The sequence below is a fragment of the Aquimarina celericrescens genome, from assembly GCF_042682765.1.
In the GTDB taxonomy this organism is placed as follows: domain Bacteria; phylum Bacteroidota; class Bacteroidia; order Flavobacteriales; family Flavobacteriaceae; genus Aquimarina; species Aquimarina celericrescens.
On the sequence record NZ_JBHUHY010000003.1, the window covers coordinates 180,412 to 204,873 of the forward strand.

The 24,462-nt window shown below is 34.1% G+C and carries 20 protein-coding genes; 9 read left to right on the forward strand and 11 right to left on the reverse strand.

From position 1 onward, the window contains the following. Positions 1-13: 13 nt before the first annotated feature. The 4 genes from ACFSJT_RS04685 to ACFSJT_RS04700 form a co-directional block, all read right to left on the reverse strand. Positions 14-400 carry a GNAT family N-acetyltransferase gene (locus ACFSJT_RS04685; RefSeq protein WP_378319063.1) on the reverse strand — a complete coding sequence of 129 codons (387 nt, stop codon included), beginning with the start codon at positions 398-400 and terminating at the stop codon, positions 14-16. Between the two features lie 197 nt (positions 401-597). Then, positions 598-6,123: an alpha-2-macroglobulin family protein gene (locus ACFSJT_RS04690; protein WP_378319064.1), complete on the reverse strand. Its 5,526-nt coding sequence runs from the start codon at positions 6,121-6,123 to the stop codon at positions 598-600. A gap of 249 nt (positions 6,124-6,372) precedes the next feature. Further along, complete coding sequence (locus tag ACFSJT_RS04695) at positions 6,373-7,443, reverse strand: isoaspartyl peptidase/L-asparaginase family protein (RefSeq protein WP_378319065.1); 1,071 nt, start codon at positions 7,441-7,443, stop codon at positions 6,373-6,375. Positions 7,444-7,573: 130 nt separating this feature from the next. Then, complete coding sequence (locus ACFSJT_RS04700) at positions 7,574-8,557, reverse strand: toll/interleukin-1 receptor domain-containing protein (RefSeq protein WP_378319066.1); 984 nt, start codon at positions 8,555-8,557, stop codon at positions 7,574-7,576. A 150-nt stretch (positions 8,558-8,707) separates the two neighbouring features. On the opposite strand from ACFSJT_RS04700, the gene ACFSJT_RS04705 reads away from it, so the two are divergent. Beyond that, positions 8,708-9,781, forward strand: a complete 1,074-nt coding sequence (locus ACFSJT_RS04705) for a PA0069 family radical SAM protein (RefSeq protein WP_378319067.1) — start codon at positions 8,708-8,710, stop codon at positions 9,779-9,781. Positions 9,782-9,792: 11 nt separating this feature from the next. Here ACFSJT_RS04705 and ACFSJT_RS04710 read toward each other — a convergent pair whose 3' ends face one another. The 3 genes from ACFSJT_RS04710 to ACFSJT_RS04720 all read right to left on the reverse strand — a co-directional run bounded on the left by ACFSJT_RS04710 (position 9,793) and on the right by ACFSJT_RS04720 (position 13,595). Continuing rightward, the gene (locus tag ACFSJT_RS04710) at positions 9,793-11,451 is read right to left on the reverse strand and encodes a S8 family peptidase (protein ID WP_378319068.1); all 1,659 of its coding nucleotides are present in this window, start codon (positions 11,449-11,451) and stop codon (positions 9,793-9,795) included. Between the two features lie 158 nt (positions 11,452-11,609). After that, on the reverse strand, positions 11,610-11,771 hold the full coding sequence (locus ACFSJT_RS04715; RefSeq protein ID WP_378319069.1) for a hypothetical protein: 162 nt from the start codon (positions 11,769-11,771) through the stop codon (positions 11,610-11,612). A gap of 126 nt (positions 11,772-11,897) precedes the next feature. Then, positions 11,898-13,595 carry a helix-turn-helix domain-containing protein gene (locus ACFSJT_RS04720; RefSeq protein WP_378319070.1) on the reverse strand — a complete coding sequence of 566 codons (1,698 nt, stop codon included), beginning with the start codon at positions 13,593-13,595 and terminating at the stop codon, positions 11,898-11,900. Positions 13,596-13,916: 321 nt separating this feature from the next. Between ACFSJT_RS04720 and ACFSJT_RS04725 the strand changes: the two genes are divergently transcribed. The 8 genes from ACFSJT_RS04725 (at position 13,917) to ACFSJT_RS04760 (ending at position 21,338) form a co-directional block, all read left to right on the forward strand. Further along, positions 13,917-14,105 carry a hypothetical protein gene (locus ACFSJT_RS04725; protein ID WP_378319071.1) on the forward strand — a complete coding sequence of 63 codons (189 nt, stop codon included), beginning with the start codon at positions 13,917-13,919 and terminating at the stop codon, positions 14,103-14,105. Between the two features lie 37 nt (positions 14,106-14,142). Beyond that, entirely contained in the window at positions 14,143-14,352 is a 210-nt protein-coding gene (locus ACFSJT_RS04730; protein ID WP_378319072.1) for a hypothetical protein, read from the forward strand. A gap of 80 nt (positions 14,353-14,432) precedes the next feature. Then, a complete protein-coding gene (gene gwsG, locus ACFSJT_RS04735; RefSeq protein WP_378319073.1) occupies positions 14,433-15,419 on the forward strand; it encodes a grasp-with-spasm system ATP-grasp peptide maturase in 987 nt (328 codons plus the stop codon). Beyond that, a complete protein-coding gene (locus ACFSJT_RS04740; RefSeq protein WP_378319074.1) occupies positions 15,412-15,633 on the forward strand; it encodes a hypothetical protein in 222 nt (73 codons plus the stop codon). The genes gwsG and ACFSJT_RS04740 overlap by 8 nt, the downstream gene beginning before the upstream one ends. Next, entirely contained in the window at positions 15,630-16,667 is a 1,038-nt protein-coding gene (gwsS, locus tag ACFSJT_RS04745) for a grasp-with-spasm system SPASM domain peptide maturase (RefSeq protein WP_378319075.1), read from the forward strand. Before ACFSJT_RS04740 ends, gwsS begins: the two co-directional genes overlap by 4 nt. A 15-nt stretch (positions 16,668-16,682) precedes the next feature. Then, the gene (locus tag ACFSJT_RS04750) at positions 16,683-17,780 is read left to right on the forward strand and encodes an alpha/beta hydrolase-fold protein (protein WP_378319076.1); all 1,098 of its coding nucleotides are present in this window, start codon (positions 16,683-16,685) and stop codon (positions 17,778-17,780) included. 58 nt (positions 17,781-17,838) lie between these two features. Further along, on the forward strand, positions 17,839-20,037 hold the full coding sequence (locus tag ACFSJT_RS04755; RefSeq protein WP_378319077.1) for a peptidase domain-containing ABC transporter: 2,199 nt from the start codon (positions 17,839-17,841) through the stop codon (positions 20,035-20,037). A gap of 2 nt (positions 20,038-20,039) precedes the next feature. Further along, on the forward strand, positions 20,040-21,338 hold the full coding sequence (locus tag ACFSJT_RS04760) for an HlyD family secretion protein (protein WP_378319078.1): 1,299 nt from the start codon (positions 20,040-20,042) through the stop codon (positions 21,336-21,338). 49 nt (positions 21,339-21,387) lie between these two features. Here the strand turns inward: ACFSJT_RS04760 and ACFSJT_RS04765 are convergent, their stop codons facing one another. The 4 genes from ACFSJT_RS04765 to ACFSJT_RS04780 form a co-directional block, all read right to left on the reverse strand. Beyond that, the gene (locus tag ACFSJT_RS04765; protein WP_378319079.1) at positions 21,388-22,041 is read right to left on the reverse strand and encodes an HD domain-containing protein; all 654 of its coding nucleotides are present in this window, start codon (positions 22,039-22,041) and stop codon (positions 21,388-21,390) included. Between the two features lie 10 nt (positions 22,042-22,051). Then, positions 22,052-23,053 carry an acyl-ACP desaturase gene (locus ACFSJT_RS04770; RefSeq protein ID WP_378319080.1) on the reverse strand — a complete coding sequence of 334 codons (1,002 nt, stop codon included), beginning with the start codon at positions 23,051-23,053 and terminating at the stop codon, positions 22,052-22,054. Between the two features lie 13 nt (positions 23,054-23,066). Next, the gene (locus ACFSJT_RS04775) at positions 23,067-23,807 is read right to left on the reverse strand and encodes a lysophospholipid acyltransferase family protein (RefSeq protein ID WP_378319081.1); all 741 of its coding nucleotides are present in this window, start codon (positions 23,805-23,807) and stop codon (positions 23,067-23,069) included. 146 nt (positions 23,808-23,953) lie between these two features. Next, positions 23,954-24,364: a BrxA/BrxB family bacilliredoxin gene (locus ACFSJT_RS04780; RefSeq protein ID WP_378319082.1), complete on the reverse strand. Its 411-nt coding sequence runs from the start codon at positions 24,362-24,364 to the stop codon at positions 23,954-23,956. Positions 24,365-24,462: the final 98 nt, after the last annotated feature.

The following is a 24,462-nucleotide window of genomic DNA, read 5'->3' on the forward strand; positions in this document are numbered from 1 at the left end:
TACCGAATGAATTTTATAAATCCATCGTAAATGCCTGGCATTTCGAGAACCCAAAAGTTTTATAAAAAGATTCTAATTCTGGTTTGGTATTTAAAAATATTTGTTCTACTCCATTTAGTTGCCTTAGAAGCTCTTCCACTATAATTTTGCCAAAACCTTGAGCTCTGTATTTTTTATCAACAACAATATCATCTAGCATCGCGCGGTAGACTCCATCTGTAAGAGCACGACCAAATCCTATTAGTTTATTATCAGTTTTAATCGCAGTTCTTATTGTCGTATTGCGCAACATAAGTGCTACATCTTCTGTAGTTCTGTTTTTTGCCCAACTAGTTTGCTTATAAAGTTCTAGAAGTTCTATTGTGTTGGGTTGCTCATCTGTCGTTATCGTATATTTCATTATGTTCGTTTGTTATCTTTATACCAGTTCTTATATGAAATTACTGATATACGAATTGAACTATTTTGATTTTAGGCAAGGCAAAAAATTTATGGATAGCCATAGCTATCGATCAATTTTATAACGAAGCATCAAGTCAAAAGAGACAATTTTATACGGTAATTTCATATGAGAACTCGTATTATTTTCATTTCGGGCTACTTCACCACCTCAACCCATTTTCCTTTAGTTCGTACCAAATAATCATGGTCATACATCGCTTCACATTGAACACCGGGTAAATAATATCTACCCAGGTAAGAGGCATTCAATAAAATAGTCATAGTTTTGCTTTCTTTGGGTTTCAAATCAAAGTAGAAATTCACTCGATCATCTCTAATATCTGTATGTGTAACTTTATTTGATCTAAACGCCCCAAAATCAGTAAATCGGGTATTCACTATTTCCCAACCCGATGGAAAAATCTGGGTTAAGGCAATATTTTTCACCTTGACATCAGTCGTATTTGTAATAGTTACCTCGGCGACAAAATCGGTTCCTTGCGTTAACTGAATTGGATTAATTATTCTACCCTCTCTATTTTTGTAATCTACAACGACTTTAAAATTACTTTCGATCACTTTTTCTTCACCAACAGGAAGGATCCCACTAGTAGCCAACTGTACAAATATGGTATTGTCTCTGTTATTTTTCAAGACCAATTTATTGTCTTTTTGAATTGCTAGTTCTCCTGAAGTTGCCAGGGTTTTAATAGTATTAGCACTATTGGATTTTCCATTAAGAGTATACTGCACGTTTACTCCTTTTCCACCAACATAGGTCGCATATTTTGCCATAGCCATCAAGGCATACGAAGTAGTTTGCGTACTCATCCAGCTCTTTGAGGATAGTTCTTTGGCAAGGTTTACTGCCACCTGTTGTGCCTTGGCTTTTTCATCTAACATTACAAGAGTCTCCAACGCCATAGCCCGATTACGATTCGCAGATCCGTAGGTATCATAATAATTTTGCCTTTGCTGAAAATTGATACTAGCTAAATTCAATAATTTTTGGGCTGCCTTATTTTGACCAATCAAACCATAGGCTACCGCCAACCTTAATTTGGCATCGTTAGATAGATTTGAAGTCTCTCGCAATCTATTCATAGATGCCATATCAGGACTACCAGCTAATGCCAATGTATATAGACGATAGGCTTGAGCCAAATCATTGCCTCCACTACGCCATCTTTTGGCTTGCTGCTGTTGATAATTAATCCAGTTGCTTTTGAAACCTATAGGCAGTACATATCCCTTCTTATTTGCTTCGAGCAGAAAATGACCGGCGTAGGTAGTTCCCCAATCATTAGGATTGCTATACCCAGGCCAATAGGACATTCCCCCGTTAGGTTGAATGTAGCGCTTCAAATTAAAAATAGCGGCTTCTATATTTTTTTGGATTTTACTTTGACGTTCTGAAGACAAATTGAATATGTCTGCCAAATACAACTGTGGAAAGGCAGCTGATGTAATTTGCTCAACACAACCATGGGGATATCGAATTAAATAATCTAATCTGCTTTCAAAATTCATGGGCGGTAGTGATGACATTTCTATCGTTGCACTATTGCTTCCTGAAATTCCGAAAGCTGCAAAATCGATTTCTTGTTGGCTATTGGGTTCTAGAATGATTGATGTCACTTCAGTAGTCATGGGGTTCGGATTAATTATATTAATTGGAACCTTATATGATGCTTTTTCTCCACCACCGCTAGCCAGCACTTCAATATCGGTAATTGTAGCTCCATCTAGTACTTCGATATCAAAATAGGTCATCTTTTCGTCGGGTTGAGGAAAAGAGAGGTTTTTTTGAGTCTTACCAAGTACTCTAAACCCTTTATTGGGTTTCAGCGTTACGCTTACATTTTTGACTTTATTCTCCATGGCAAAAACGGTAACGGGTATCGTCACTCTTTCACCGGGAGTTATTTTTCTGGGTATTGAAGTTAGCACCATTAATGGTTTTCGAACCGGCGTGGTTTTTTCTACACTTCCGTAGGCAGCTTTGTTAGCATCTGAAGCTACAACCATAGTCCTCACCGACCCCACGTATTTTGGAATTTTAATCTGGTGCGAACGTGTTTCGCCTTGTTTTAACTCAAAAGGGCCTTTGTATACGACCATTGGTTTAAAGCGATTGGCTTTTTTGGATTTGCTTCCGCCAGCTTCTGCATCACCACCAATACTAAACACCTGGTTAATACTTCCGCCATAGGCGCCAATCACATCATCATATATATCCCATGTTTTAACACCTAACGCTTCGCGGGCATAAAAACTCTCCCATGGATTTGGGGTTTTGAATCGCGTAAGATCCAGTAATCCTTCGTCTACGATAGCAACCGAATAAGTCATAGGTTTCCCTTGGGTTTCGCTAACTTTTACAGTAATGGTTTCTTCGGGCTGGAGCACATCAGGCATGGTTAGCTTTGGCTGTACTTTGGTATTTGGATCTTCTACCGAAATAGGTACTACACCGTACAAGCGTATTGGTAAATCATTTGCTGTGGAGGCGTGAGGCTGCAACAACGTTATATGGATGTACACATTTGGAGTATAAAGACCTTCTATGGGCATCTCAAATTTGGTTTCTCCTTTTTGTGGTGTTATCCATTGTGAAGACAATACTTCGGTACCATTTTCTACGGTAACCAATGCTCTACCGCCTTCACTAGACAGAAAGGTTATGGTTGCCTTTTCACCGACAGTATACGATTTCTTATCAGTAGAAAATAGCAGCATTGTGGCTGCAGAAGGATCATTTTTACGTGATTTTCCTGCCCAGCCCGGCCAGTCGATATACATTATTTTTCCTGTCGCATGACCTCCATTCGGATCCATCACTCTTACCAAATATCTTCCCCATTCGGGATATTTTAGCTCAAAATTAAAACTGGCTTTACCAGTAGTATTAGTAGTTATTCTAGTTTTAAATACTTCATTGTGATATGAACCCCGATTGTAGGATGATAAATTATCTTCTGAAGTATCCCACCACCATCGCCAGTCAACTTTATAAATATGTACTTCGAGATCCTTTACTGATTTTGGATTTCCTTTTTCATCGACAGCAACCACATCAAACGTATGCTTGGTATCAGTAAGTAGCATTCCTCTGGCTTTATCGCCTTTTGGAACGTTGATACCTACATATGTGCTATATGGCGAATAGTCTTTTGAAACTACATCTGTGCTGAAATCTCCTCCATTTTCATAAACCTTGGTGATAAATGATGCTCTAAGCATTCCTGCCGCCTTGTTTTGCAATTTTGGTTTTAGATTAAAACTAGCTTTTCCTTCATTTGAAACCCTTCCACTAAAAACTTCTTGCTCTTCGCTACCAAAACGACGTGTTGGATCATCAAAAATATAACCTGGAAAAGTTTTAAAATTGGTTTTACTGGGGTTGAAGCGAACATTGATATCTGCCTTTAGATTTTTTGCTATAGCCCCATGCAGCCAAATTACTTCCAAATTTCCTTTAATATTTTTATCTGCACCCAGTATATCATCCTCAAACGTTGTTTTAATTTTGAGTCGATTCGGTTTTATGGTTTCAATCTTTAGTGACTTCGCAAAGCTAGCCCCTCCCACCATTACTTTTGCTTGCCAGTTGCCGGTAGGAGCTTCGTCTGAAGTATTCACTACAAATTTGTAGAAATTGTTGATCCCATCAGTTTTGGTTTCTTGATAAGTAACTTTACCATAAGGATCTCTAAGTTCAAACTTTACAGGATGCTCCTCTGGAAGTTTATTGGCATTATCATTCAGCATAAATGACAAGAACAAGGTATCACCAGGTCGCCAAATCCCACGTTCACCATACATAAATCCTTTAATCCCTTTTTGCAGACGTACTCCAGAAACATCAAATTTGCTTACTGATAATGCATTACCGTCACTAAGTTTAACATAGGTTTGTTGTTTTCCTGATCGTGCAATTGCAAAATATGCCGGGCGGTCGGCATCAAAAACGGTCATACCTTCAGCATCTGTGGTCACCACACCCATTTCTTGTTGTTGATAGTTATAGAACGTAATGTTAGCATTAGAGATCGGACTGGTAGTCACGATATCATTTACTGTAACCGTATAAGAATGATTCAACCCCTTTTTGACTACCACCCCAAGGTTCGAAGCCAGTATATTCGCTACTACTTTTCGATCCCTGAAATAAGAATTACTACATGGATCATCTCGTTTTTGCCAGTTGTACCCATAGTAGTCGTCATAATAATACTGTGAAGTATCCCAAAAGCTTGATTCTGACTCTTCATCATAATTTTCTGCAAGTTCATCTATAGTTGTATCATCTGCTTTTTGACCATCACATTTGTATAATGAATATTCCTTTCGATAATTCAATTCAACATGATAAATTGCGCCGGGGTCTGGAGAGATTAATTCTTTTAAGTCGATTGCAAATGCGTTCCATTTACTCAAATTTAGAGAAGCATTTTCCTGAAGATTGATTAATTTTTTTGCAACGGGTCGTGCTACACTTCTTAGGTTACCATAACCATCAAGATTATTACTTTGTAAAAACTGAAGAATGTTATTTTCAAATACTTTAATTACTTGTACCTCGACAGCACGAAGATTAACCGCCTCAAAATTAAATTTAAGATTATTTGAAGTGGGTAAGATCACTCCGCTTTGTAATAACCGCACCTCTGGTTTGGGTTGCTGAAATGATATTTTTTCTGAATACGCTGTCTTTAACTTATAATTATCTGTGCTTCTGATTCCTTCAAAAACAGTTACTTCTAAAGTTCCTTTTAATTCTGTTTTGGGATATACCTTAAGCACATTTCCATTTACGGTATATTTTAAATTATTAGCTCCTGAAATGGTCACTAAGCCATTAAAATTCTGATTCTTCTTTAACGGATCGGAAAAATTAATTTCTACATATTGGTTATCCACATTAGCAACAGAAACACTTAATACCGAAAAGTTGTTCTTACCAGGGATTGTTAAAACATCCTTTCCTTTGGTATCAATGTCAAAATCTTCTCCAGACCATTTAATTTCTACTTCAGAATCCTCTTCAAAACGTTGAATGCTATCAATTCTAAAAGTAAACTGCCTGCTTTTATCCAATGATTCACTAAATTTTACTGAGATATTTTTCCCTTTCTGAGTGGCTGTCACCAATTTTTTAGCGATATCAAACTTCAACTGATCACTAGACGTTAAGGTTCCGTCGATGTACTGCCAATCTTTACTGTAGGATTGAAGATTATTTGTGAGTATAGAAAATTGCTGCTTCAATGTTTTTACACTAAATACAAATTCCTCATCTAAATCATTTTTTATCTCTTTAACCAAATCCTCAAGGTCCAGAGTAAATGTATATTGCGTGTCTTCGTCAAATCCTTCTTCTGGTTGAAAAGAAATAGTGCGATTGTTAACTGCAATTACTTTTCCCTTTACCGATGGGGATACTTTTAGCAATTTTTTTGATAGCTCTTGATTATCATCCCAGCCTTTTACCGGTGTTTGTAAAACCACATACACATTATCCAGCACCGAAATAACCCCGGTAGAAACATCTGAGATATAGTCTTGGTATTTGTTAAGTTCTGAAGCATTTGCCTCTGCAATTGCCTGAGCGTCTTTTTTCTTACATGAGAATACTAGGGTTACAACAAGTAACACAGAGAGAATTCTTGATAACTGCATAAAAGAATTGGATTTAGTTGATCTTATAAATGTAAGATAATTTATCATAAAAAAACCCTCCAAATAGAGGGTCATTAATGAACTACCTCGCAGAGCAAGGTATCAGAACGAATAACACTGCGCCAAAAAAGCCAAGACAATAGACTTTTTGTCTTGGCTCTTGGCTCCTTGAAGACTGTGAACTACTATACGCTACACCCGAGGCAGAGCCTCAGGGAGTTCTATTGATTAAAATCATCAACCTAATCGTTACTCTTTATAAATACCAATAGTCAATTCTCCTGCGGCATTCATGGTAGCACGGTACATCCCTGCGGTATTAAACTCCATAGAGACATTTCCTTTGTTATCTATGGCTACAATTCCTCCAGTACCACCAAGGGCCGTAAGTTTATTCTGAATTACTTCGGTTGTGGCTTCTTTTAGTGAAAGCTGCTTATATTCCATCATTGCTGAAATATCATAGGCTACCATACCTCTTATGAAGTACTCACCCCAACCCGTACTAGATACTGCACAAGTGGCATTATTCGCATAGGTACCTGCACCAATAATAGGAGAGTCTCCAATACGATTCCATTTTTTATTGGTCATCCCTCCAGTTGAAGTACCTGCCGCAAGATTACCATTTTTATCTAATGCAGCACAGCCTACCGTTCCAAACTTAGCGTTTTTGATTACCGGATCGTAGAATGCTGTTGTTTTATTTTTTTCTTTATTTTTTTCCTTTTCTTTAATTAGTTCCAAAGATTTCATACGGTCTTCTGTGAAGAAATATGAAGGGTCAACGAGTTCTAATTTCCTTTCTTTAGCAAACAGCTCTGCACCACTTCCTGATAATAATACATGAGGTGAGTTAAGCATCACTTCTTTTGCTAGATTGATCGGGTTTTTAACTGTTTTTACACCTGCCACGGCCCCAGCATTTAGATTGCTGCCATCCATGATAGAGGCATCTAATTCGTTTACTCCTTCACTGTTAAAAACAGCGCCCTTTCCTGCATTAAATAGCGGTGAGTTTTCGAGAACATTGATTGTTTTTTCTACCGCTTCAAGACTTGTCCCTCCATTTTTTAAGATCGTATGCCCTAGTTTAATAGCTTCTTCAAGCTTTGTTTTATAAGCCACTTCTTTTTCTGGGGTCATGTTTTCTTTCAGAATGGTTCCTGCTCCTCCATGAATTACAATTCCAAAAGTATTTACCGATTTTTCGAGTTCTTCTGTGGTAGTGTCTGCAACAGAGATTTCTGCTGATTTTTTTGGTTGTTCTTTACATGCAAAAGCCAAGATAAAGCTTAAACAAATGAGTATTCTTTTCATGTGTTTCATTTTACTGTTTTTTAATGGTCACACTTCGACTTCGCTCAGTGCAGGCATGGAACCTTTGCTAATCAAAATAATTATGTTACATTCTATTTCATAATTATTTTGATCATGTTGGTGTCATGTTTTAGAATGATTTGTGTTTACAATAATCTACTAATGCGATTCTTCCCTGAAAGAATCTGAAGGTTAAATGTATAATATTTCCTCCATTATCTTCTAAGGATATGGATTTATTTAACTCAAAGTCATATGGTTGATGACTACCATCCTCTATAGCAATATTATCAGCATATAAAGCCAATACCTTATCTGACTTTCTGATGGGTTCTATTTTACCAGTTAGGCCGGGAACTGCTCCAGATTTATTGATGATCACCGAACCAAACCCTTCTGTTTTTTCTATCGTTACTTCAATATCTTCCTTTGGATTAATATTTTTGAACATTACAGCCGGGTACTGAGGATGAGCTATTAATACCGTATACAGCTTGCGCGTGCGAATTATAAAATGTGCTAATCCTGTCTCATCAGAAATCCCTTCCAAATATGTAGAATTGTTTGCAACTAAAACCACTTTGGCATTTTTGACTTGTTTTTCGTCCTGATCGATAATCTTTATTGAAAAAATAAAGGGTTTTGCATTAATCATGGTAGAGAGTTTCGACCATCTTCTTCTAAAAAACGTCTGGTCTTTGTTCAATTTTTTTTCGATCAAAGTGGCTAATTCTTCTGGTGTTTTTTGTTGAAGATCGATATAACCGACCGTTTTAAGAATACCTGGAATTTCTGTGTTATCAAACCTAACAGGTAAAATATATTCTCGACTTTCTTGAAATGCACGAGCTTGCATCGAAACCCTCTCATGATTTGTCCATAATTTCTGATTATAAAAACCAGATATAAATAGAACTGTATACCTCGCTTTATTTTGATATATCTCTGATAAATACTCATACAAGTTCTTACCCCATAAATTTGCTTCTTCAAACAAATCATAGAATACTTTAATTCCTCTCTTATTCAGGCTATTTGCGACTTCCTCTACATACGCCCGATTCTCTCCGGCAAAAGAGAGTGCCACATCATACTCATAGCTATTACTTTTCATCACTGACTTATTTTTATACCTAAAAACCATTAGATTTTCTATCGAATGTCTTGTTATACAAAATTACCGTCTTTATTTGGAAATATTCCATTTTTAATAGGAAATATTCCAACAAAAGTTTTACTTTTAAACCGTAATAAAACCATACTCATGAAACCGAAAAACCACATTAAAGGCAGGGGTGCACAGGAAAAAGTACATAATAGATTCTCAAAAAATCATCATGAGTTACGAGATGATTTCTTAAATTATTGTGAAAGAGAAGGAGAGCAAATCGACAGGTTTCGAACCACCTATATAGAGACTTTTCCTAAAACTATCGTAAATACCGTTACCAGTCCCGATGTCGGGATGATGTACTCGCTTAACCCTTATCAAGGTTGCGAACACGGCTGTATATATTGTTATGCTCGAAATTCTCACGAATATTGGGGTTATGGTCCCGGATTAGATTTTGAAAGTAAAATCCTGGTGAAGAAAAATGCACCAGAATTATTAGAAAGGAAACTGCGTAGCAAAAATTGGAAAGCCTATCCCATTTCCCTCTCAGGCAATACAGATTGCTATCAACCTATTGAGAAAAAGCTAAAAATCACTCGAAATCTCTTGGAAATATTCTTAAAATATAAACATCCAGTTGGTATTATTACCAAAAATGCACTTATCCAGAGAGATCTGGATATCCTATCAGAATTGGCTAAGGATAATCTTGTTTCGGTATACTTATCTATCACTTCATTAAAGGAAGAAACCAGAAGAATTCTTGAACCCCGAACAGCGAGTATCAAAAAAAGGTTAGAAACTTTGGAAAAATTAAATTCGGCAGGTATCCCAACCAATGTAATGATGGCTCCTATTATTCCTTCGATTAATAGTCATGAAATATTGCCACTAGCCAAAGAAATTTCTGAACGAGGAGCAAAAAGTATTGGATTTACCATCGTTAGGCTTAATGGGGCCATTGGAAAAATTTTTAGTACATGGTTAGAAAATACCTTGCCTGATAGAAAGGATAAAATTCTACATCAAATCATGGAATGCCATAATGGAAATCTTAATGACAGTGAATTTGGAAGAAGAATGAAAGGATCGGGAAAGATTGCAGATCAAATCCATCAGCTTTTTGAATTGGCCAGAAAAAAATATTTCCCAAAAACGGAAAAACTTCACTTAAACTGTGACTTACATGAACAATATAAAGATGGGCAGATGAAGTTGTTTTGAAATCTTCACGTTTATCTAGAATTGATCTCTTTACCAACTTCATGTTGTTGAGAAATTGATTCTGCCATTAATAATGCGTTGTAGGCATTAATAACCTTGCCTGATTTAGAAAGTTCTGAAAATGATACCGTTTTTTTTGTTCCGTCTCTTTGTTTAATTTCAGTGTTAAAAGAGTACGAAGTGCCTGATTTCATCAAAATTTCTTTTACTTGCGAACCTGACAATTCAGGATAATAAATCATTATCAATGCTGCCACACCCGAAACTACAGCAGCAGACAAAGATGTTCCGCTGTCAAAGACATATTTATTGTGTGGGTGCAATGTATAAATTTCACTTCCTGGTGCAAATATGTCTACAAAACTTTTGCTATAATTAGAAAAAGGAGCTACAAGTTTCTCGTTCATCATATAAGAAGAAGCTCCCACATGAATAAAATTGTGACTTATTTCGGTACTATCTTCTCTACTGTCTGTTGGGTATTCATTGGTCCCATTCAATTCTCTATGTTCATTACCTGCGGAAGAAACAACTAGTACATTCTTTTTTTCAGCATATTGAATAGCTTCATCCACCCATTTTTTATTCATTGACAGTTTTTTACCAATACTCATATTGATCACTCTGGCTCCATTATCTACCGCATAGCGAATCCCCAACGCCAAATCTTTGTCATGCTCTTCACCAAAAGCTGAAATACAAACAGGCATAAGCTTTATAACTTTAGCCACTCCGTCTATTCCAAGGTTATTATTTCTGCGAGCTCCAATTACACCAGACACAATTGTTCCATGGCTATAAAAATCTATATTTTGATTTACGATCCCATTTCCATAGTTGTAATCAAAAGGATTTTCAGGATCATCGCCACGAGTCAAGCGATCGTTGTATTCAAGATTGAGAAGTTTATTTATTTTTGCATCTGCTTTTAATTTATAATCATGAATGTACTTTTCGGTAAAGTTATATTTAATAAAATTACTCATCCTAAGTATATCAACTTGTAGTAGGGTATCTTTAGGATACACTTTTTTCAAGCTATCTAATGATTCTAGGGTGTATTCATGTTCAGGAAAATAGAAACTCAGAGTTTTACGGGCATTTTTAGAGATATCGATCAACATATTAGCATAAGCCGTATCCTCAATTGCCTCTTTGGTCTCAATTTCATGTCTTTTTTTTGCCGTACTGTAAAGCTCAAACAAACGAGGGTTTTCTATTTTATCTTTATCCTTAGTCATGCCACCGAATAACTCCTGATATTTTTTTAAAATTCTAGTTGATTCATAAAGAAAAAAAGTGTCCTGCTTGCCTTGATTATCTCCTAAAAAATTCCAACCATTAATATCATCTATGTATCCATTAGCATCATCATCAATATTATTGTCTGGAACTTCATCTTTGTTCACCCATATTTGCCCTTTAAAATCTTCATGTTCTATATCGACAGGCGAATCTAAGACTGCCACTATAATCGTATCTTTTGGCTCTCGCTGTTCTAAAAACTTATAAGCTTTTTTTAGACTAATGCCAGGAATTGTATCTTCTATTGCATCATTTTCCAACCACGTCATTTTCTCACTATCTGTTAGCTTTTTATTTTTGGCAGTACGTATTGAAATTGTAGTATCCAAAGAAAATTTATTCTCAGTATTTTTACTGTGTTTCAATTCTTCTTTACATGAGAAAAGAAAAAAAAAGCTAATCGTATAATGCAAAAATATTTTCATATATATTCTTAAAAGAAAAAATCGAACTTATCCAATACTGTTTGGCATTTTGCCAAACAGTATTGGATAAGTTCGTCATAAATTTGATTTAGTAATCATTAATTGTGCGATATTTCATCTTCTTGATACATCATAACATATTCTCTTGAAGTCTTAATACATTTTGGTTTAAATGTATCCCCTCCCCCTCCTCTTACTTTTTGAGGATCATTTAGTTTTGCAATTTTAAATGTTTCCAACGATAAATGTGATGATTTCATTTGTGTAATTTTTTTATGTTTAACATGTTTAAAGGTAATGACAAGAGTAAGTCCTTTTCAAATAAAAATTGAAATTGATGTCTTCGTTAATAAATCAAGACTTTTAAACATCTTAAAATCAGTAATTTAATTACTTATTTGTTTAAGTTCTACATTATTGATTTGCTTTATGAAATATGAAGGATATATTCCGTTTTTAGCTTTAAAAAGTTTAGAAAAAGTCTCTGCACTCTTAAAACCTGAGTTTTGTGCAATAGCTTTTATGGTCCATTTTCTGAATGAAGAGTCTGTCTTTAACTTCTCTAAAGCGTAATTCACTCTCAAATCGTTTAGATAATTGGTAAAACTTTTATTATAATAGTGATTAATTGTTTTTGATAAGTATGTTGAATTTGTTTGGTAAGATTTTGCAAGAGATGAAAGAGTGATCTTATTATCTGTAAACCCTTCATTTTTAATAAAAGTATTGAGTCTATTTAAGATATCATTCGCAATATTTTGCGGAATATCAATACCGCCTTTTTCAGGGTCTGGTCTTTTTTCGACCTCTAAAGTTTTATTAACCTCATCTTGATTCATCAGCACATTAAATTTCTTCTTTAATGTTCTTTGTCTAAAATATAGACCCAATATGACTATAACTAAAGCTGAACATATGCCTATCGCAATGTATTTTAAATCAATTTTGTCTCCTTTAAGTTCATCAATAAGATCTTCTTTTTGAGCTATTAATTTAGGAATGTCATACCTATCTTTTATATTGTCACCGAGATACACTCTATTAGAGTTAAGTATACTGTCCAAAATGATTAAGCGCTCTAAATAATCTAGTTGCTTCGCTGGATTTTCTTTTTCTTTATAGTATTCTATTAGCATTTCATAACCTTCTCGAGCTTCAGGTAATAAATCATTATTTTTTAAAAAAATAGAATCCATTTTTTTAAAATAAGTCATCGATTCCTCTTTTTGATTTTGAGCATGATATATTTTGGCCAAGTAAAAATATCCTTCGGCCATATTAGGCCAATTATTTGTTTCTTCAAAAAACATAAGGGCTTTTTCTATCGATATCTTTGATTGATCTAATTTATTAAGTTGATAAAAAATCACACCTTGATTTAATAAAAAATAATTTGTTAACGGCTTAAATTTAAGATGTTTAGATTTCTCTAACCCGCGATTATTATAATATAAAGCAGAATCTAGTTTACCCAGATTTTTATAGGTAAATGCAATAGCATGAATTGAGGTCGTTTCCAGAAGCTGACCGGTGTCTTGATCAAAATGTTCTTTCGCAAATTCTAAGTTTTCTTTATGAATTGCTAATGCTTCTTCAGAGTACCCTATCCTATCTTTTAATAGTCCTATCATATGGTTACTACCATAAAAAATATCCCTATTAAAATAATTTTGTGCAAGATCATGTGCAACAAGAAAATTATCTAAAGCCAACTTCATTTTTCTAGAATCAAAATAATGCTCTCCAATCGTGATATATGCCCCTGCCGGGTAGAACGATGTGGGGTTTTTTTCGGTGAACATAATTATTGAGTCGGCATACTTTATACTTTTTTCATCAGTATAAAGTTCGGATAGCTTTGAAAAACCATCAATAATTATCAAGGTGTCATTATTTATTCTTCCCTTTTGTATATAAGCATTCATGTATAAGGCCTTGATATTTTGTTGACCGATCTCATGAAATCTACTCAATAATTCAGAATTTGATTTGTATAATAAAGTATCTGGTATGCCTTGAGCATAACCTGTTTTATACTTAACCAATAGTATAAGTAAAACGAGTAATACGGATTTAAAATACATGACGACGATGCTCTATGCTGTCAAATTTAAGAAAATCCTTTTTTAAAAGATAATTCGTTTGATGATAAAAAACATTTGTCAGTAAGTCACTATAAAAAATAAAAACAAATTATTAAAATACTGAAAACGTGATTATTACATTTTAATCAAGTTTATCTTAATACTTTAATCACGACTCGTAGTTCTTTAATGAAGACCATCTTGTCTTGCAATTACCCTATTCTTGCCAATATCTTTGACCTGATCAAATACAGTTACGTAACGAAAGGCGTTACCCGAAAAGCCTTAAAAGAGTAGGATAATTCATAAAAATCATTAGAAATGAAAAATTTAGAAAGTATTAAAAATGATCTATACGGAAAAGATCAAACGCTAGATTCTAAAACTATGAACTCTGTTTTTGCAGGAGGTACTACAAAAACAAAAGGTTCTAAAACTAAGTGGGCAGGCAATGGAGATAATAGTGACCCGCATGAATCAGACGATTTTGAAGAAATTGCTATCGAGTAATTGAAATTTTTAAGTAATTAAAGCCACTGCCTCAGCAGTGGCTTTAAACAAAATGTATTATGAAAGATTTAGAAAGTATCAAAACATTCTTTACGGAAAAGATCAAACCCTCAATTACAATGCTATAAAATCTGTAATTGCAGGTGCTCCTTCAAAGACAAAAGCCACCAGAACTAATAAAGTTACTGACAATACCGACAATGCGCCGGACAATCTTGAAGACCAGTACGATTATATAGATTATTAAGCAAAAACATGTTCTATACTTGATTGTCCTATAACTAATAATCTAGATCTCATTTAATCAGGTTAAAAAATAAAAATATCATGATTTTAATATTTAGTGAAGAGAATGAATTCAGTACCTGCGATATTATCGATTGGCTGGAATATTACAACAATCAAGTTATACGCATAAATGGGGATCATAAAGAAGCGATCAAGGTAAATTTTACCATGTATAACGATACCCAGCACAAAATCATCTTAGAATACAACGGCAATCGTATTGACTTGGATAAAGTTACCTCCTTCTGGTATAGAAGAGGAGGTCACTTACGATTTTATCAGGGACAAAGACTATCGAATTTGTTTACTTCAAAATTATTGATTAAGGAAATTGCCAAAGATTTAATGTTGGAAACGAGAACACTTTCTACCTATATACATAAATATTTAAGTAGTCGTTGCTTTTCTATTGGAAGTATTGAAAACTCCTTGCCCAATAAACTAGAAATGCTTAAAATAGCTGACAACACGGGACTTACTATTCCTAAAACGCTAATTACAACTTCTAAAAAAAGACTTGAAGAGTTTATTGCTAAAGAAGGTGAGGTAATTACCAAGGCCATCGGTGATGCCTTACATTTTTTGGGCGAAGATGAATTCTATTGTGTATATACAGAACTAGTTACTGATCTGGATATTATTCCCGAAACTTTTTTCCCATCATTATTTCAACAAAAGTTAGAGAAAAAATATGAACTAAGAACATTTTATCTACATGGCGAAATGTACAGCATGGCTATTTTTTCTCAAAACAATACCAAAACAGAAATCGATTTTAGAAAATATGATGAAGAAGTACCCAATAGAAATGTTCCTTACAAATTACCAAACGACATTGAAGACAAGATTGATGCTTTTATGAAAGCAATGAACTTAAACACGGGCTCGATAGATTTGATTTTTACTGAAAACAATCAATATGTGTTTCTTGAGGTAAATCCTGTTGGTCAATTTGGAATGGTCTCTACGCCTTGTAATTATTATTTAGAAAGAACGGTTGCCAAAAAATTAATTCATCATGAATAAAAAAGATAATAAAAATCCATTTTCAGATAAAAAAGAACAATTCCCGGTGAGTTATAATTATGCCGAGATAGAATCAATCACTTATAAAAAAAATGAAAGTGATGATCAATTCTATATAAAATCTAACGTTCATCAAACTCCTAAGTTCGTTCCTCTAGGTTTTTATAAGTTAATCTGTTTAGGAGTAAAAATGCAAAATAACAGTGAATTATGATCCCTAAAAAAGTTTTTAAATTGTACGCCTGTTGTATTCCTGTTAAAGGTCACAGAAGAGCCGTTATCGTAGACTCGCAAAGAAATGATTTATTCTATATCCCGCTGGGTATGTATGATTTATTGGAAAATCATACCCATAAGACGAAGGAAGAAATTATCGTTGAATTTGGACATCATAAAGATATTATAGAAGAATACTTTGAGTTTTTAGAAAAAAATGAATTAGGTTTTTGGACAGACCAACCAGAAAAATTCCCAAAAATAGAAATGCAATGGGATTATCCTGCTCAAATCACTAACGCAATTATTGACGTTGATTCTAATAGCTCCTATGATTTTGATAAAGCCATTACACAATTAGATGCCTTAGGTTGTGGTGATATTCTTATTAGACATTATTCTCCTATCACGTTAGACGATTTAATCGAAAGATTCAAAATTTTTGAAGGTACGAGGATAGAATGTATTGATCTAATGATTCCCAATATTAACTTAGATATAGAAGCTGCTTGTCTATTTGCAAAAAAAAACATTCGTATTAGATCATTAATGCTTACTTCTTCAGATAAAGATAAGCACCTTCAAAGAACAAGAGACGATATGGGCAATGTGTATTTAACGAAAAATATTGTTGATAATGCTGTTTACAAGGATACTACTAAAATCACACCTGATAGTTTTGTGTTCAATGTAAAAATGATATCAGAATCTATGCACCATAATAATTATCTAAATAGAAAAGTAACTATAGATAAAGATGGGTTCATCAAAAACACGCCTTCGTTTAAAAATCATTTTGGAAACATAAATGATATTGATCTCAATTCTGTAATAAATAATCCGAAATTTCAGAAATACTGGTCTGTAACCAAGGATCAAGTAGAGGTATGTAAAGATTGTGAGTTTAGATACAACTGTTTATCCTATGTAGAAAATGAATCAGAAATATATAGTGCTCCCAAGAGATGTAATTACAATCCATACGAGTCACAATGGAAAAGTAAACCAGAAACTTTAATTGCCAATAACTAATCAAAAGGAAAGTCAATGAAAAATATCATCATTTACATGCTCTACAGCTTTTATTCCTTAACTATCATGAGCCAAGAAATAAGCATCTATTCAAAAACCCTTGATCAAGATAGAAAGATTAGTATGCAATTGCCAACCAATTACGCAGGAAGTGAATTAAGCTATCCTACCATATATGTATTTGATGGAAATATTCTGTTCGACTATGTAGTAGGGTTATATAGATATAACTGGGATCTATACCCACCCGCGATTATTATAGGAATCCATCAAGTTGATAGGCCAAAAGAGCTAGGGACAAGTAAAGAATTCACCTCTTTTTTTCTGAATGAACTTGTGCCATTTATAGACAAAAAATACCGGACCAATACATTAAAAACAGCAATTGGCCACTCATTTGGAGGTGCTTTTGTATTAAATAGCTGTTTAGAATCTGCTGAAATAAATACTGTAATTTCGATAAGCCCAACAGTAAAGAAAAAAGGAATTGACCTGATCAAAAAGTTTAAGGATCACCAGGAATTTTCTTCAAATAAAGAAATTTATTTAGGTTATGGTGAGCAAGATTATCCTTCAATAATGAAAGCATGTGATACTTTACACCAAATTATCGAAAATGAACATCCAAATCGCATCAATACCCGATTAGATATTTATAGTCAAGAAGATCATAATTCCTCAATCCTTATCGGAATACGAAAGGGTCTAAAATATCTGTATCGAAACTTGTTCATGCCTGAATCGAAATGGGAGTTCCTAGAAAAAAAAGACGACCCAACCATATTTTACGACCATTTTAAAGAATTATCAATATTCTATGGCGGCGAAATATTAGCTGGAGAAGATGATTATAATAGATTAGGATATTACTATCTGAATTCAAATAATATAAAAAAGTCCTTAGAAATATTTAAAAACAATATACGATTGTACCCCCACTCTTCGAATACCTATGACAGCTTTGCCGAAGCTTTAGAAAAAGCGAATCTGAATCAAGAAGCCATCTCTTATTACAAGAAAGCCATTATGGTTGAAAAAAGCACAGAAAATGATCTTTATCAATTAAAATATTTAGAAAGTAATTATAACAGAGCTTTACAAAAATCTGATTGAACAATAACCTAATTGAATATTCCAACTAAGATTAGAATTATTAATTTTTCAAATATCCATGGCCTTAACTGCAAAATTTCCGTATTACGAACAGCCAGATCAAAAAGATTGTGGTCCTACATGCTTAAAAATTATTGCCAAGCACTATAAAAAGGTTATTTCAATAGAAAAAATACGTTCTTTAAGCGAAACAACACGTTTGGGAAGCAGTTTATTGGGGATTAGTGACGCGGCCGAAAAAATAGGTTTTCGTTCTTTGGGTGTTAAGATATCGCATACAGATTTAAAGGAAATGCCCCTGCCGTGTATTCTTCATTGGAATAAAAGTCATTATACCGTGCTCTATAAAATTAGCAAAGATGCTTATTATATTTCTGACCCGGCTCACGGACTCCTTAAATATACCAAAGAAGAATCCTTAAAAAGCTGGATAGGGAATAATGCCAGCGAAGAGACCAAAGAAGGCCTCGCATTACTGTTAGAGCCCACGCCACGGCTGTACGAACAACATCTTGAAGGCGAGCAAAAAAGCTTTGGAATTTCATTTATTTCAAAATATGTACTCAGGTATAAACAATTTTTGATACAGCTAGTATTGGGTCTAATTGCCGGTAGTCTGTTGCAGCTAATTTTTCCATTTCTTACACAGAGCATCGTTGACGTTGGAATAAAAAATCAGGATATTAACTTCATTTATTTAATCCTATTTGCACAACTTTTTTTATTTATAGGAAGAACAGCAGTAGAAATTATAAGAAGTTGGATTTTATTACACCTAAGCACCAGAATTAATATTTCATTAATATCAGATTTTTTTATTAAGTTAATGAATTTATCTATTTCATTTTTCGACGTTAGAATGACAGGCGATATTCTACAGCGCATCAATGATCATCAAAGGGTCGAACGCATATTGACCACCTCTTCGTTAAATGTTTTATTCTCTATGGCTAACTTACTAATATTTGGCTTGGTTCTGGCGTACTATAACCTCCAAATATTTTCCTTTTTTGTTATTGGGAGCATCTTATATTTTGGTTGGATTCTGATTTTTTTAAAGAAACGTGCAGATTTAGATTATAAGAAGTTCTCTCAGGTAAGTCAGGAGCAAAGTAAAGTTATCGAGCTCATAAATGGCATGCAGGAAATAAAACTACATAATGCCGAAAAACAAAAACGATGGGGCTGGGAGTTTTTGCAAGCCAGATTATTTAAATTATCCATAGAGGGTCTCGCTTTAGAACAATATCAAAATGTAGGTTCTAGCTTCATAAACGAGCTCAAAAATATTCTTATTACAATTTTTGCAGCAAAGCTAGTTGTTGGTGGGGAGATTACTCTTGGAATGATGCTAGCCATTACTTATATAGTAGGTCAATTAAATTCTCCTATTTCTCAACTTATCAACTTCATTAGAGAGTTTCAGGATGCTCGTATATCAATAGATCGATTAGCAGAAATTCATAATAAGGAAGAAGAAGAGCCTGATTACTTAGAGAAAATTAATGATATCCCTGAAAATTCAGGCTTTCAAATTAAAAATTTAAGTTTTAGATACACAGGGGCAGAAAATCATATTTTAGAAAATTTGAATTTCTCAATTCCAGCTAATAAAACAACTGCAATTGTTGGCGTGAGTGGAAGTGGAAAAACAACTTTATTAAAACTCCTATTACGCTTTTATAATTTAAATCAAGGAAAAATTTTAATAGGAAACCATAACCTGAAAAATGTGTCTCAAACTTATTGGAGAGCAAATTGCGGAGTTGTAATGCAAGAGGGTTTTATTTTTAATGATTCTGTTGCCAATAACATTGCAATAGGCGAAGATTACATCGACAAGAAGAAACTTGCCCATGCCGTTGAGATTGCAAATATTGGTGAATTTATTGAATCTCTGCCTCAATCATATAATACTAAAATTGGTCAAGAAGGAATCGGACTAAGTACAGGCCAAAAACAGCGCTTACTCATTGCCAGGGCCGTTTATAAAAATCCCAGGTTTCTGTTTTTTGATGAGGCTACTAGTGCTTTGGATGCTAATAACGAGAAAGTAATCATGGAGAAACTAGATAGTTTTTTTGAAAATAAGACTGTGGTTGTGGTAGCACACCGATTAAGTACCGTAAAAAACGCCCATCAGATCATCGTTTTAGATCATGGAAACGTAGTTGAGATAGGAAATCATAATAGTTTGATTACACAAAGAGGAAGCTATTTTAATCTTGTTAAAAACCAATTAGAATTAGGAAATTAATCATGCCCAACAGCTTAAACAACATAGATTTAAGAAGTGAAGAGGTACAAGAAGTACTATCACAAACCCCCAATTGGATGATACAATGGGGTAGTTTATTACTTCTGATCTTAATTCTTATGGTTCTTTTTCTATCATATTTGATCAAATATCCAGATGTTATTCTCTCAGAAAGTAGTATTACAACAGAGTTACCCCCAGAAAAAGTGTATTCAAAAATTGATGAAAAAATAGAAGTCATATTGGTAAATGATGGTGATATCGTTAAAAAAAATACTCCTTTGGCTATTTTAAAAAACAATGCTAATTATAAAGATGTATTATTTCTCAAATCGATTGTTGATACTATCTCTTTGAACAACAAGTTTTTTTCATTCCCTTCAGAAAAGCTTCCCATCTTATTTCTAGGAGATATTTCAGCAGATTATGCTCTTTTCGAAAATAGTTATTCAGAATACTTACTTAACAAACAACTTCAGCCTTTTTCAAATGAAACCGTTGCAAATATTTCATCTTTATCCGAATTGAAACAACGTCTACAAAGTGCATTATCGCAAAAAGAAATTAATAGTAAAGAGTTGTTGTTGCAGAGAAAAGATTTGGAAAGGCTCAAAAAAATTTTTGAAAGAGGAGTTATTTCTGAACAAGAATTTGAAAATAAGAAACTTGAAATACTTAAGGCAGAGCGCAGTTATGCTGCCATGAGCGCATCGATTTCTCAGATTAGAGAGGCCATAGGCACTATGAAAAAGAACTCAAAAGGCAACCTGATAAACGAAACAAAGGAAAATATTAAATTATTCAAGAATGTAATCCAATCTTTTAATCAGTTAAAGAAATCTATTAAAAATTGGGAATTACTATATGTATTAAAATCTAATATAGATGGCAGAGTAACTTTTTTAAATTATTGGAGTACCACTCAAAGTGTATCTGCTGGAGATCTCATATTTTCCATAATTCCGTCTAAAAATACGAGGTATGTTGGAAAATTACAAGCCCCTTCACGCAATTCTGGCAAAATTAAAGTCGGTCAAAAAGTAAATATTAAATTAGAAAATTATCCAGAAACCGAATTTGGTGTTCTACAGGGCGTGGTAAATAAAGTATCCTTATTACCCAATCAAGATCACTTGTATCTCATAGATGTATCTCTACCAGATAAATTGATTACGAGTTACCAAAAGGAAATCGATTTTAAACAAGAAATGAAAGGATCTGCAGAGATCATTACTGAAGATCTTAGATTAATAGAACGGTTTTTTTATCAATTTAAAAAAATAATACACTCTAAAACTTAACACTATCTAACAATATGTTATGACCCCTAGATGATAAAAATTTTCTCTTTTATAACTCCCCTTCCCACTCCTTGTAAAACTGATCAAGGAACTGCTCCATAAAAGTATGCCTTTGCTGTGCCAGTTTTTTACCTGTTTTGGTGTTCATACGATCTTTGAGCAATAATAATTTTTCGTAGAAATGATTAATGGTTGGTGCTGTAGATTTTTTATATTCTTCTTTGGTCATATCCAGTTGAGGAGGAATATCCGGATTATACAGTGCTCTATCTTTAAACCCTCCATAATTAAAACATCTGGCAATCCCAATTGCTCCGATAGCATCCAGCCGATCTGCATCCTGAATAATATCAAGTTCTGGAGAATTGAATTTTTGTTGAGCATTCCCTCCTTTGAAAGAGATATTTTCAATGATCAGAATTACATGATCAATTACATTTTTTTTTACTTCGAACCGTTGTAGAAATTCTCTAGCCACTTTAGGTCCTATAGTTTCATCGCCGTTGTGAAATTTAGAATCAGCAATATCATGAAGCAATGCTCCTAAGGCTATTACCAAAGGATCGACATTTTCATCTTTTGCGATTAAAACAGCATTTTTGAAAACCCTTTCTGTGTGAAACCAATCATGACCTCCTTCTGCATCCTTTAGTGTATTTCTAACAAAAATTATGGTTTTCTCTATAATTTCTGAAGGTTTCATCGTCACAACTTTATTTTGCCAGCGCAGGCTCTACCCATTTGAATTGAAAAACTTCATCTGGAATTACTAATCTCTCACTAATTCTTTGCATTCTGGCTGGTAGTTTCATGACAAAATCCCTTGCCTTTTCAGCCTCATCTGTTAAATCAATTAGTTTATCGATCTGCCACTTATCGATTAGCCGCTGCATAATATCGATATAGTCTTGTGAAGTATATACTCCTAATCGTTGGGCTGCATTAGAAAATTCCTCGAAAGCTGTCCCAATAGCATCGCCAGATTCTCTAAGAAAATGAGCTGGCATAACGATCTTATGTTTCATCATGTCACTAAAAGCAATCATCATCTGACTTGGATCGACTTCAAAAATGCTTTTTACAAACTCACTGTATGCGTTAAAATGACGCATCTCATCTCCTGCTATAATTCTGCACATTTTGGCTAATGATTTGTTCGAATACTCCTTAGCTAGTTTTGCTACTCTGCTATGAGAAACATTTGTCGCTAATTCCTGAAAGCTAGTATACACAAAATTTTTATACGGGTCTCTATCGGTTCCTATATCAAAACCATCATTGATCAAATGTTGGGTAGTTCTTTCTACCTCTATCATATTGACTCTACCAGATAGATATAAATATTTGTTCAAGGTATCCCCATGTCTATTCTCTTCACTAGTCCAATAACGCACCCATTTTGCCCAGCCGTTATCTTTACCTCCTTCATGTTGGTTTACCCCTTCTACGTCCATTAACCAGGATTCGTAGGTTGGTAAGGCCTCTTCGGTAATTGTATCACCCACTAGAACCACCCAAAAATCATAAGGTAATTCTTTAGCTAATTCTCTTAGTTCTTTAACCTCATCAAAAAAAGTATCTTCATTTTGCGAGTTGGGTAAAAAATCAGTGGGTTGCCATACCGTATCAATAGGAATTAAAAATTTATCAATAAAAGAATCCACCTTCTTTTCGAGCAATTGCATTACTTCTAATCTAATATTATCTAAGGCCATGATGATCTGTGTATTATGTTTTAACTGCTAAAGTAATCCTTTCTTCTATTTTTTCGAGTAATATTTCGGGTTCTTTATCAATTGTTAAAGGTTCTTGTACTTCCAAAGTCAAATGTATACCTGTACCCATCGGAAAATTGCCATATTGTAATAATTTCCAGCTATTGTTTATAGCTACAGGAACTACTAAGGCATTTGGGGCATTTTTAAACAAGATTTTTAAACCTGTTGGAGCAAATGGCTTCGGTATTCCGTTTCTGCTTCTCGTTCCTTCAGGAAAAATAACTGCCGAGAAATTGTGGGTTGCAATAAACTTTCCAAATTCTGACAATGCGGGAATAGATTGTTTTGGATTTTTTCTATCAATTAAAACGTTACCTCCATGTTTTAAGTTGTACGATATACTTGGTATTCCCTTACCTAATTCAATTTTGGATATGAACTTTGGTTTATTTCTACGTAAGTACCATGATATTAAAGGGATATCAAACATGCTTTGGTGATTAGAAACAATAATCAATGACCGGTCCTTTGGTAACTTGTATTTATTTTTAAAACTAAACGTCACTCCCAAAATATGCAAACACCTTAATAAGAATAAGTTCATCACATTTACAACTCCTCTATGTATTGCTGTACCGCCCAAATTTTTACCCATCCATTGCAATGGATGAAAAACGGCAAGTGTTAACCCAAAAAATAAATAGAAAACTATAGAAAGTGGATAACTAATTACCCTTTTTATTGCCCCCATTCTTTATGCCTAATAATAAATTTGATTTGTGTAATTGTGTTGCAAGTTCTTACATTATTTTCAGTAAACCAACATATTTTTTATAATAAAACCGCCCCGAGACTCGGGACGGTTTTTACTTTAGATCTCAAATATACAGTACTTTTTTAGCAATGCTCATTATAAGCATCCTTAAGATTTTCTGCAATCATTTCTGCAGGTCTTCCTTCAATATGGTGACGCTCTAACATATGAACTAACTCTCCGTTCTTAAAAAGTGCCATCGACGGTGAAGACGGTGGGAACGGGATCATATATCCACGAGCCTTATCGGTTGCTTCTCTATCGACTCCTGCAAAAACAGTAACCAGATTGTCTGGTTTCTTATCATTATTTAATGAAACTCTCGCCCCAGGACGTGCATTTGCTGCTGCACAACCACATACCGAGTTTACAACCACCAGTGTGGTGCCTTCTTTTGCTATTGCTGCTTCTACTGCGTCTGCTGTATGTAATTCTTCAAAACCAATATTGGTTAAATCTTCGCGCATTGGTTTTACTAAATCTGCTGGATACATATTTCTTCTTGTTTTTTCTTTAAATTTTATGCAAAGGTACGAATTATGTACCATATCGCACCTACAACCAGGTCACTGTAACATCATTATTTAACTAA

Excerpts from the sequence above, each read along its gene's own strand:
- gwsS (WP_378319075.1), top strand. The coding sequence starts at position 15,630 with ATGATCCCTAAAAAAGTTTTTAAATTGTACGCCTGTTGTATTCCTGTT.
- gwsG (WP_378319073.1), top strand. The coding sequence starts at position 14,433 with ATGATTTTAATATTTAGTGAAGAGAATGAATTCAGTACCTGCGATATT.
- ACFSJT_RS04740 (WP_378319074.1), top strand. The coding sequence starts at position 15,412 with ATGAATAAAAAAGATAATAAAAATCCATTTTCAGATAAAAAAGAACAA.
- ACFSJT_RS04685 (WP_378319063.1), bottom strand. The coding sequence starts at position 400 with ATGAAATATACGATAACGACAGATGAGCAACCCAACACAATAGAACTT.
- ACFSJT_RS04695 (WP_378319065.1), bottom strand. The coding sequence starts at position 7,443 with ATGAAAAGAATACTCATTTGTTTAAGCTTTATCTTGGCTTTTGCATGT.
- ACFSJT_RS04690 (WP_378319064.1), bottom strand. The coding sequence starts at position 6,123 with ATGCAGTTATCAAGAATTCTCTCTGTGTTACTTGTTGTAACCCTAGTA.
- ACFSJT_RS04765 (WP_378319079.1), bottom strand. The coding sequence starts at position 22,041 with ATGAAACCTTCAGAAATTATAGAGAAAACCATAATTTTTGTTAGAAAT.
- ACFSJT_RS04700 (WP_378319066.1), bottom strand. The coding sequence starts at position 8,557 with ATGAAAAGTAATAGCTATGAGTATGATGTGGCACTCTCTTTTGCCGGA.
- ACFSJT_RS04760 (WP_378319078.1), top strand. The coding sequence starts at position 20,040 with ATGCCCAACAGCTTAAACAACATAGATTTAAGAAGTGAAGAGGTACAA.
- ACFSJT_RS04780 (WP_378319082.1), bottom strand. The coding sequence starts at position 24,364 with ATGTATCCAGCAGATTTAGTAAAACCAATGCGCGAAGATTTAACCAAT.
- ACFSJT_RS04775 (WP_378319081.1), bottom strand. The coding sequence starts at position 23,807 with ATGGGGGCAATAAAAAGGGTAATTAGTTATCCACTTTCTATAGTTTTC.
- ACFSJT_RS04725 (WP_378319071.1), top strand. The coding sequence starts at position 13,917 with ATGAAAAATTTAGAAAGTATTAAAAATGATCTATACGGAAAAGATCAA.
- ACFSJT_RS04720 (WP_378319070.1), bottom strand. The coding sequence starts at position 13,595 with ATGTATTTTAAATCCGTATTACTCGTTTTACTTATACTATTGGTTAAG.
- ACFSJT_RS04715 (WP_378319069.1), bottom strand. The coding sequence starts at position 11,771 with ATGAAATCATCACATTTATCGTTGGAAACATTTAAAATTGCAAAACTA.
- ACFSJT_RS04750 (WP_378319076.1), top strand. The coding sequence starts at position 16,683 with ATGAAAAATATCATCATTTACATGCTCTACAGCTTTTATTCCTTAACT.
- ACFSJT_RS04770 (WP_378319080.1), bottom strand. The coding sequence starts at position 23,053 with ATGGCCTTAGATAATATTAGATTAGAAGTAATGCAATTGCTCGAAAAG.
- ACFSJT_RS04705 (WP_378319067.1), top strand. The coding sequence starts at position 8,708 with ATGAAACCGAAAAACCACATTAAAGGCAGGGGTGCACAGGAAAAAGTA.
- ACFSJT_RS04755 (WP_378319077.1), top strand. The coding sequence starts at position 17,839 with ATGGCCTTAACTGCAAAATTTCCGTATTACGAACAGCCAGATCAAAAA.